The sequence below is a fragment of the Leuconostoc rapi genome (assembly GCF_016908715.1).
GTDB lineage: Bacteria > Bacillota > Bacilli > Lactobacillales > Lactobacillaceae > Leuconostoc > Leuconostoc rapi.
The window spans coordinates 451,274-460,873 of sequence record NZ_JAFBEK010000001.1; the positions used below are offsets into that span (position 1 = coordinate 451,274).

Genomic DNA, 9,600 nt, shown 5'->3' on the forward strand with positions numbered 1-9,600 from the left:
GTTAAACACTCAAGCTGTGATGTTTGACAATGCCGATGTCTTTGATTGCTTACAAAATGATTTGAAAATACACAGTAGTTAATTTAAACTTTAAACGCGTGTTGTTCCCCACCAATTGGGCATCAGTTCATTTAAGGTGATCGTCTCTCGCTTGGTATAATCAACCATTACTTCTGTGGCTGCGTTTTCAATGTTTAATTGCATTAAAAATTCCCGACAAGCACCACATGGCATTCCTCCGACGCCAGAAGGGGCCTCGTCTCTGAAAGCTATGATGCGTTTGATTTTTGTTTGCTTACTCTGTTGATACATGTTAAAAGCGGCGGCACGTTCAGCGCAAAGATGAAAAACACCGCATGTCGCTTCAAAACAATATCCTGTATATATTTGTCCGTCTTCAGCTTCCAAGGCGCATACAACATGTTCAGCATATACAAAAGGTGACACTTCATGTGGATTGTATAGTACCTTAGCTTCGTTGTATAGTTTTTCCCAAATATCCATTAAAAATCTCCTTTAAATTTAGTCAAATAAAATCATATTAATTCTCACCATTTCATAATATGTCATGGTGAGAAAAATATCTTAGCCATATCATTTAAATAGCTCTCAACAATAAATTAAGCATAACATAAAGTTAATTCATTATTAATATACAAATAATTTGCTTATGAAATTTTAAAAAGCGTGTAATGAGATAAGGCGGTGTAGAAATGGCCTATTTTTTAGTGTTGTGTTGAAATATTATATTGCATCTCAAAGTCTATGGCGTTCAAATAGTGATTTACAGTTTGTCGTCCAATATCCTTAAATCCTTGCTTTAAATAAAACTCATGAGCCGATGATCGTGCCGACAAACTCACTTGTTGATAGCCTTGTTTTCGAAAATCATTAAGTGCCCAGCGTAATAAACGTGATCCGAGTCCTTGTTGTTGATATTGCGTGCTAACAGCAAAAGACACCAATCGAATTGTATTTACATCTTTTTGATAAATTGAAAAAGTTGCAACTAAAACCTCAGCAATCGTCATACCGTAAAACTGATTATTTTGTTCAATTGTCATTTCTTCAGGTGTAATTAACTTTTTAAGTGGTGCTCTCAAAACAGTATTTCTCAAATCTATACTTTGTTTATAAAGCTCCATGTTTGAAGTGTTGAATTTTTTTAAAATTGGCTTGTTAATTATCGAATCACAATTTTGTTTTGTGTTGTTGGCTGCTTTCACGCTTTTTAATCTAATATTATTTCCCATTTTTGTACCTCATTTTCTAATAATATTCAAATTTTACACCAATGTTTAGCTATTATCAATCTAGCTTGTCTAGTTGTTTATTTAATTATGTTGTACTATGCAAGAAATTCAAAACTTAGCATCTGTATTTGATTTGATTTTAGGGTTAGTCATGTTTCATGGGCAAAATTGCTGCTACGATATAATAGATGATGAACAAAGTGAATTGAACTTACTTTTGCATACTGTGATTTAGATTTGTTAATTGATGAAACTGGTCGCAATAGTGAAAGTGCACTAAAAAAATTGAAGAGCAGTTGTATCAAACTAAACGGTAATTAAGATAAAGTTATTCATGATGACTAGTTAGTGTGATAATTTAAATCCTTAGTCATTTGACAATGTAGTCAACCGCATCTTTAAGCGTTCTAACATTGACAACTTTATCGCAATTATGCCAAGCATCTGATTCTTGTTTCCCTGTTTCAACGTGAACGCCAAGCATATCACAATCGAAAGCAAGTTTTATGTCAGATGAGTATCGGTCACCAATGATAACAGACTTACTATTTTCAAAATCATATTTTGCATGTGCTTGATTGATTAACCCATTTTTTGGTTTTCTACAATTACAATTAGCTTTTTCTGAATGGGGACAAATAAAAGCATCATCAAAGCCTATCGAAATAAAGGAATTGAAAAAATCATTATAATCCATTTTCCCATCTGCAATATGTGTTTGATTTGAAAGACCGAATACCTTAATATTATTATTTTTTAACTTATCAATAGCTCCTAACGTATAGGGAAATAATTTAAAATCTTCTAGGGACTGGAAGTGTCCATCACCACCAATAGTCCCATCACGGTCAATAAAAACAGTGGTGTATTGCTGGATTATCATTATAAGTTTTTCCTTTGAAATTGATCAATAATAAAATATATCCTCATTATACCAATAATATTTGCATCGAGTTTTACAATAACCAAGAAAAAGGGATACCATTATGATTAAAAGAGAAATACAAGTAATATGTTATCGGCGTTAAATGGGTGGGTTGATATGTGGTTTAGTCGTCATCAAGTTAAATTAACAGCTATCGATGTTAACCAACCTTGCATTTCATAATACACGAACAACGGCGCTTTAACGTCTTTGCTAATGAATATGAAGTAGCCTGTTATTCAAATTTTTTTAATCGTATACTTTTAAGAAACTTCTTTCTTCTTTCAATACTTGTAGTCGAAATCATGCCAAAGTTAATCCAAGAACGTCCTTGAAAACCTAATTGCTTTAATGTTTGATTTAAAAATATTTTTTTAATACCATTAGCGTTGAAAAAACGTATATAAAATGTCGGTGAGGTAGATGTTGTGATTAAATAACATTTTTTTATATTCTTTAGTTCGCCTTGGACACCTAATTTTGTAACAATATGTGATAGATTTTTTCCTTCTTTCATCACTTTATCAATAAATCCTTTCAACATACCTGGTACACTATTCCACCAAACAGGGGAAATAATTATGACAGTATGTGCCATTTTGAGTAGCTTTAGATATTTCTCAACTAACAGATCAGTGGTTTGACCACTATGATAAAGTTTTAGCTCCTCGGTGGAATAAACTGGAGAAAAATCATCGGCATACAAGTCAATGATTTGATATTTTAAGTTGGATTGATTAAGACTTTGCTGTACTGCATCTAATATGGCATGGTTAAAACTGTTTTGATAAGGGTGGCAATATATAATAAGTGTATGCATATTTTTATTTCTCCAAAAGTTTGTATAGTGTATTTTTAACTAGCCCACGATCATAATTAGTTACTCCATTTTTAATTAATGCACCATATCCTTGTATAAAAGACCATAGTTGAATAAATAATGCTTTGTTACTTTGTTCGTTTTTAGTTGGATTAACTCGCTGTATCAGCTTGTTAATCGCATCTAAAAACACAAAATTTTGCCTATCAAGGTTATTAGATTGGTTCAACATGATAAATGCCATTAAATAGGGCTCATTTTGAAACAACAAACAGATTTGCTCGGCTACCTTTAATAATTCGCTAGTCGGATCAGCAGTAATATCAAGGTTTAATCGTTCTGTTAATTCTTGCGATAATAATATTGAAACTTGATAATATAGATCTTCTTTATTGTTGAAATGTTTATAGAAAGCACCTGTAGTGATGCCAATCGAATTAGTCAGGGTTCTAAGAGATATTTCACGATAATCTTTTTCGCTAATCCACTCTATAGTGGTATTTAGAATCAGAGATTTAGTATTTTTCATATTTTTCACCTTACCATTAATTTACTTAAATGATATAATTAAAAGATAACACTGTTATCTTTTTGTGTCAACCAGATTTTCCCTCAACATCTATGTTTTTAACATCCAGATGATAGTTCATTACCAATGGCAGTATGTAACCAATTAAACTTGCATAGTAGTATGAGCGTACCGACAGCAGAACTTGACAAAATGACATTCCCATATAATGAAAAGCAACTACATCCACGTCCATCTCACTTAAAAGAGTGAGGATATATTAAGAATGGGAAAGTCAAGTGAGGTCATTCTTTGCACCAGAAGACCTTAAATTACATGAATACACACGTTGTCAGCTAAACGAAAAAGTTTGAAACAATGAAGTTTTAATATTGAACAAAGTTTTCTCTTTTGTTTAAGGTTTTTGTATTTACCTGTGTTAGAATTGGTTTCAGCATGCCACTATTATAAAAATTATTAGTATAAAATTCGTTAGTTAGAAAAGAGGAGCAACGCAAGTAATGAAAAAAATTTCTAACGATAGACTTTGGATCAAACCTTTAGAGGTAACAGTTGGTTTGCAGGATTTTCAGAACGCAAACCATCTCAAAATCCATTTGATGAAGGCCTGTTAGATATGAGTATTTGTACAGGAGATTGGTTTAACGGCCTGGTCAAAAAACATCAAAAATTAAGCGAAACAGATCATACGTATATTTTTGCTATTTTTGACAAACAACATCATCATATTGGGATGATTGATATTGCCACATTAGCTCGAGATACTATGAATTGGGGTGAAATTGGTTATTTTATTCATAATCAACTATGTCGAAAAGGTTATGCTTTTGAAGCTTTATCAGCTATTTTAAAGGTTTCATCTGATGAACTAGGCTACCACAGAATTGAGGCACAGGTAAGTTTGGAGAATAAACCTTCTAAAGAAAAGAGCTTCTTAAAAAATTAGGTTTTTCCTTTGAAGTAATTAGAAAAAACTTTATGTTTGAATTTGGGCAATGATCGGATAAAGAAGTCTATTTTCTTAATTTAAATAATAAGAATTTGTAACAAGTGATTTGAAAAAACACAAACTGTTTTTTTGTTAAAGTTGTTTAGCTAAATTGGTCTAAAGCAATCGAGTTTGTAAAAATTAAATATTGCTGTAATGAAATAGGCATTTTAAGGGCTGTGTGAAAGGTTTTGAAAATGATTTATTTTTAGTGCTTGTAAACGCTGATATAGTGTTACTTTGCATAGCGTAGCTTATGTGAACTTGAATTGGTATAGCCTTAGTGCCCATTAGTAAATTTAATACCAATAATGAGTAAGACAATGAAAAACCAGGTGAATATACTTAATTTATCACCAAAAAACAAGACGCCAATAATGATTGAGCCGATTGCTCCAACGCCAGTCCATATCGGATAAGCAAAACTAAGAAGCAAGTTTTTAAGTGATAAAGAAAGTAGAGCAAAGCTGATGATCATTCCAATAAAAGTTAGTATGGTCCACCAAAAATGTGAAAATCCATTACTAAGTTTCATGGTACTAGACCAAACCACTTCAAAAATTCCAGCTAAAAATAAATAAATCCAAGTCATTTTTATTCTCCTTAAAATAAAAAACAGTATGTCCACATCTTCATTGACCTAATGATGTGGACGTACTGTTTAGAAACTGTTCCCGGTGGAACAAAATATTATATTTAATTTATAAGGTTATAGATTAAATGGTTTTAACCATGATTAAATCAGTTTGTGGGTCATCACCCATGTTAAAGGTATGACTTCCAACAAAATCAAATCCCAGATGTTGATAAAATGCTTTAGCATTTTGGTTAAATTCCCAAACACCTAACCAAATACGTTGTTTTCCCAGTTGAATTGCTTTGGTCGTTGCAATATTATATAACACTTTACCCAGTCCTTGTTTTTGGAAACCTATGCGAATGTATATTCGTTCGATTTCAAGGGCATTTTCAAAATCATCTTCCGATTGGGCATCGTTTATATTTAACTTCAGATAGCCCATGATGTCATCTTCATCATTGAGTACGAAGTAAAAGAATGAATTTTTATTTTCTAGTTCTTCAGTCAGTGTCTCTAACTTGTAACTATTTGACAAATAGTCTTGCATATTTTTTTCTGTATTTTGATCCGCAAAAGTATCATAAAAAGTTTCCATGCTAACTTTTTGTAGTACGTTGAGGTCTGTTAAATCTAGTTTTTTGATCTGCATATCTGTGTTCTCCATTGTTTAATAAAAAGACAAAAGCAGCCAATTACATTTCTTCAAAGACCTAACGAAATGCAATCAACTGCTTATTTTTAAGCAACGTTCCCGGTGGAACAATTATTTTTATATTAGCATAATTCTACAAAGAGTTCAAATATGAAAGGACTTAATTATAATATGCAATACCACGCTAGACGTCCCATATTTAGCATCTGTGTTTGGATTTGCTGTTAATTAAATACTTGTAGTTTTAAAAAGGGAAGTAGGTAAAAATTATGGCTTTAAAAGTCAAAACACGGCTTCAATTGAATTAGAAAAATTAGTTAATTTAAAAAAATATTCGTCAATACAAACCGTTGAAAGGAAAAAACATTATGACGCAAGAATTGCACGCACCAGAATTCACAAAGGATAATTTGGTGTTGATATGTCAACTGCTTATAGTAACACAACAAGCATTAGCGAATGCAATGGATATTAATGGAAAAACAGTTAATCGGTTTGAAATTGACGAACAAAAAATATTTGGTAAATTTGTTGATAAGCTGTTGGTGGTTTATCAACAAATTTAGCTGAAAGCATCGAAGTGCATGGCAACGTTGAGCGTATCAATGCAATTACAAGCAAAAATCAGACAAGCACAATCTCAAACATACGAAGATGTGATTTTTTTTAACAAAAAATTAGCATCTCGGGTACAAGATTTGATTTCAAAATCAATTGAGTTAACCTTTGCGTATCGCGATTTAGACTTGCCAATTAAAGGCACTGATCGTAATAGTGAAGGCGGGTTAAATAAAATTGAAGAACAATTGTATCAAGCTAGAAGACAATTGAGAGAAACAAAGTTGTAAAATCAAACTATCTGTTACTAATGTCACATTGCAAAATACAGAACTATAATATATTATTGGTTATATGTTAAATATTGACTTGTTTAAAATAAGATTTAACTAATTTAATTAAAATGATTAAGGAGGTTCGGCTTTTTATGCATTCAAAATCAAAAAAAGGTGACGAAATTAGAATTATATCCTAAGTTCCTCAATGGCGTGTGTTGGTGGCTTTGAAGAAAATTTAATTGCCAAAAAGAGATTGGAAAGCTTAGGATTTCAAGTAACTTTCGGAAAGCACATTCTTGAAAACGATGAATTTTATTCAAGTATCATAGCATCGAGAATTTCGGATTTCCACGATGCATTCAGTGATCAAAATGTTAAAGCCATTATTATGACTACTATCGGTGGTTTTAATTCTAATGAATTATTAACACATATTGATTGGGACATTGTCTGCTCAAATTCAAAAATGTTTTTTTGATATTCTGATACAACTAGTTTCCATAATGCAATTCGTGCAATGACAAACGACATTACATATTATGGCCCATGCTATTATTCATTCAAAATGAATGAATTGCAAGAATATCAAACAGCAGAGTGGTTAAAAGCATCTTTAAATAACTCCTTTGAGTTTGGCGCCTAGTGACGTTTGGACAAGTGATTTGTGGTTTGACAATACCTTACCACGACATCTTCTAGCTAACAAATGGAAGGTGTATACTCAAGGAGAAGCAACCAGTATATCCACTGGAGGCAACATTCAGACATATTGTTTACAGGCAGGAACGCCATTTTTTCCCAAAACAAAAAATTCTATTATTTTCATTGAGCAAGCAGAGGGTGGGTAACCACTAGAATTTTCACGTGAACTGGCTTAAATATTACAAATACATACTGATATAAAAGCACTTGTAATAGGAAGATTTCCTACTGTTAATGAAATGAATGATCCAAAATTGCGATCAATTTTGGATAAGTTTTCAATATTAAAGAAAATACCAGTAATATATGATTTAGATTTTGGGCACACTCAATCAATTTTTACTGTACCATTGGGACAAAGTCATTACAAAAATAAGTATTATGATGAGCCTATGATCACACTGGCACATGTAAATTACAAAGTTACAGTAATGTTTTGTAGAAATCAATCAAAAAAGGTTCGTATTACAAATGAATAAACTATTACTGACTGCTTATGGATTTTCAACACAGACAATTGAGAATGTTGCTCAAAACATGATCCGCGAAAATGAAGTAACTAAGGCTTGCATTATTTCAACATCTTGGCCAAAAGAGAAAGAAAAGCACCCACAAATGCAACAAATAAGAAATGACTTGATTAACATGAATGTGCCACAAGTAGATTTCTTAGACATTGAGTTTGAGAATGCCAACAAACTTTTTGATTACAATCTTATTTTTTTGAATGGGGGATACCCATTTTATCTTTTACATTTTATTAAGAAAAGTGGCGCTGATTGTATTTTGAGAAAAATACATCAAAACGGGGGACTTATATTCGGTCTGAGCGCCGGTTCAATTGTCATGGGATCATCCATAGATCTGATGCAGTATCTTTATCCAGAAGATAATCAGTTTAATGACACAGATTTAACAGGCCTAAATTTAACTACTATACAAGTCTATCCACACTTTAAAGAAATGCTAACGCGTGATGCTACAATCAAAGATAAAATTACTGAATACGAAAATAAAACCGGCATTAACATCACAAGACTTAATAATAATCAAGCCTTGGAAGTGGTTAACGACACTCAAACATTTTTGCGTTAAGTGACTTTGACTATCCTTTTTTAGAGATCAATCAACAATGTAAGGCATTTGCCAGAATTGTATTTTAACAGCTGTATTATTTAAATCGTTTTCCCAACTGGGATATACCCTAAACGCTATTTTACCCTTAATCTTGCCACTATTTTGCGCTTGATGAAAAAACACCAGAAAAGCCAGCACCAAATCAAAGCAAAACAACTACTAACCAAGCTAACAAACCTAAAGGTGAATAATGCTATGAGATGTTAAAAATAGTATGAGTAACTATACTTTGGAAAGTAATGTTGGTCTTCCATGTATGAACTATTTTTGATATTCAAATGTTAAGATTCCTTATACTAAATTCAGTTCCGTTTAAAGCAATTGCAGTTTAATCTATTAACTCATAAAATATATAGTAAATTATCATTTTATTGAAAAGTAGGGTAAGACAGTAATGGAAACAAAAGTATTTAACAATATAGAATATCAAATGATTGGAAGCGGCATGCCAATCATATTTTTGCATGGTTTATTTTTAGATAAAAATTCAACTAAGAATTTTTTTGAAAAAGATAACAACCTTGCCAAATTCCAACATATTTATTTAGACATTCCAGGAATGGGAAATTCATTACCCACATCCGAAGTCACCACTGATGCCATTTTTAAAAAACTTTTAGACTTTATTGATGATATAATTGGCGCACAAAAATTTGCTATATACGGGCATTCATATGGTGGCTACTTGGCACAAGCAATTGCTTATCATTATCAAAATCAAGTTAACGGTTTATTCTTAACTTGTCCTGTGACTATTGCTGATAAAGAATTACGCTTAGTAGAAAGACATAAAAATGAATTTATTGGCAAAGTACATCATTCTGAAAATGAAACATTTTATGATGACTTTGAGTCTATGAATGTCTTAATTAGCCAATCACGATGGGCGGTGTACCAAGATCTTATTTTACCTGGACTAAATAAGGCTAATACCAACTTTTTAAAACACCTTCAAGAGAATAGTTACGCCATCTCATTTGAAGAAAAGTTACAAAATCTAGGACAAAATACAAAAATTCAATTAGTTTTGGGTAGACACGATCATGTAGTGGGATATAAGCAACAGCTGAATAAATTTATAAGTGGTAGATTGCAAGAATTAACCGAACACTGCAAACTGCTGAAAAACCTTTCGTGGTGATTGCCAGTTGAGTGTTTTCATTGGTCTCGCATTGATC

11 protein-coding genes and 3 pseudogenes are annotated in these 9,600 nt (G+C 31.9%); 6 read left to right on the forward strand and 8 right to left on the reverse strand.

Going from position 1 to position 9,600, the window contains the following annotated elements; all coding sequences use genetic code 11:
* Positions 1-90: 90 nt before the first annotated feature.
* The 5 genes from JOD28_RS02120 to JOD28_RS02140 all read right to left on the reverse strand — a co-directional run bounded on the left by JOD28_RS02120 (position 91) and on the right by JOD28_RS02140 (position 3,527).
* Positions 91-504, reverse strand: a complete 414-nt coding sequence (locus JOD28_RS02120; RefSeq protein WP_204769266.1) for a cytidine deaminase family protein — start codon at positions 502-504, stop codon at positions 91-93.
* Between the two features lie 221 nt (positions 505-725).
* Positions 726-1,145 (reverse strand): GNAT family N-acetyltransferase, encoded by a 420-nt coding sequence (locus JOD28_RS02125; protein ID WP_239531033.1) that lies wholly within the window; start codon positions 1,143-1,145, stop codon positions 726-728.
* Between the two features lie 478 nt (positions 1,146-1,623).
* Positions 1,624-2,136, reverse strand: coding sequence for an HAD-IIIA family hydrolase (locus tag JOD28_RS02130; protein ID WP_204769268.1), 513 nt, complete (start codon positions 2,134-2,136; stop codon positions 1,624-1,626).
* A gap of 277 nt (positions 2,137-2,413) precedes the next feature.
* The gene (locus tag JOD28_RS02135; protein ID WP_204769269.1) at positions 2,414-2,998 is read right to left on the reverse strand and encodes an NAD(P)H-dependent oxidoreductase; all 585 of its coding nucleotides are present in this window, start codon (positions 2,996-2,998) and stop codon (positions 2,414-2,416) included.
* Between the two features lie 4 nt (positions 2,999-3,002).
* Positions 3,003-3,527, reverse strand: coding sequence for a TetR/AcrR family transcriptional regulator (locus JOD28_RS02140; protein ID WP_204769270.1), 525 nt, complete (start codon positions 3,525-3,527; stop codon positions 3,003-3,005).
* 526 nt (positions 3,528-4,053) lie between these two features.
* Between JOD28_RS02140 and JOD28_RS02145 the strand changes: the two genes are divergently transcribed.
* Positions 4,054-4,473 (forward strand): GNAT family N-acetyltransferase, encoded by a 420-nt coding sequence (locus JOD28_RS02145; protein ID WP_308445798.1) that lies wholly within the window; start codon positions 4,054-4,056, stop codon positions 4,471-4,473.
* Between the two features lie 322 nt (positions 4,474-4,795).
* Here the strand turns inward: JOD28_RS02145 and JOD28_RS02150 are convergent, their stop codons facing one another.
* Positions 4,796-5,107 (reverse strand): DMT family transporter, encoded by a 312-nt coding sequence (locus JOD28_RS02150; RefSeq protein ID WP_204769271.1) that lies wholly within the window; start codon positions 5,105-5,107, stop codon positions 4,796-4,798.
* Between the two features lie 124 nt (positions 5,108-5,231).
* Positions 5,232-5,744, reverse strand: a complete 513-nt coding sequence (locus JOD28_RS02155) for a GNAT family N-acetyltransferase (RefSeq protein ID WP_204769272.1) — start codon at positions 5,742-5,744, stop codon at positions 5,232-5,234.
* A gap of 371 nt (positions 5,745-6,115) precedes the next feature.
* Here JOD28_RS02155 and JOD28_RS02160 point away from each other — a divergent pair, with 371 nt between their 5' ends.
* The 4 genes and pseudogenes from JOD28_RS02160 to JOD28_RS02175 all read left to right on the forward strand — a co-directional run bounded on the left by JOD28_RS02160 (position 6,116) and on the right by JOD28_RS02175 (position 8,380).
* On the forward strand, positions 6,116-6,313 hold the full coding sequence (locus JOD28_RS02160) for a hypothetical protein (RefSeq protein ID WP_204769273.1): 198 nt from the start codon (positions 6,116-6,118) through the stop codon (positions 6,311-6,313).
* A 21-nt stretch (positions 6,314-6,334) separates the two neighbouring features.
* Positions 6,335-6,595: pseudogene (locus JOD28_RS02165) on the forward strand (hypothetical protein); the annotation flags it as partial.
* Between the two features lie 137 nt (positions 6,596-6,732).
* Positions 6,733-7,764 (forward strand): annotated as a pseudogene (locus JOD28_RS02170) (S66 family peptidase).
* Positions 7,757-8,380 (forward strand): Type 1 glutamine amidotransferase-like domain-containing protein, encoded by a 624-nt coding sequence (locus tag JOD28_RS02175; RefSeq protein ID WP_204769274.1) that lies wholly within the window; start codon positions 7,757-7,759, stop codon positions 8,378-8,380. Before JOD28_RS02170 ends, JOD28_RS02175 begins: the two are co-directional and overlap by 8 nt.
* Before the next feature lie 27 nt (positions 8,381-8,407).
* On the opposite strand, the gene JOD28_RS09855 is transcribed toward JOD28_RS02175, so the two are convergent.
* On the reverse strand, positions 8,408-8,560 hold the full coding sequence (locus JOD28_RS09855; RefSeq protein ID WP_338087777.1) for a MepB family protein: 153 nt from the start codon (positions 8,558-8,560) through the stop codon (positions 8,408-8,410).
* Between the two features lie 307 nt (positions 8,561-8,867).
* Here JOD28_RS09855 and JOD28_RS02185 point away from each other — a divergent pair.
* Positions 8,868-9,482: pseudogene (locus JOD28_RS02185) on the forward strand (alpha/beta hydrolase); the annotation flags it as partial.
* Between the last annotated feature and the right edge of the window lie 118 nt (positions 9,483-9,600).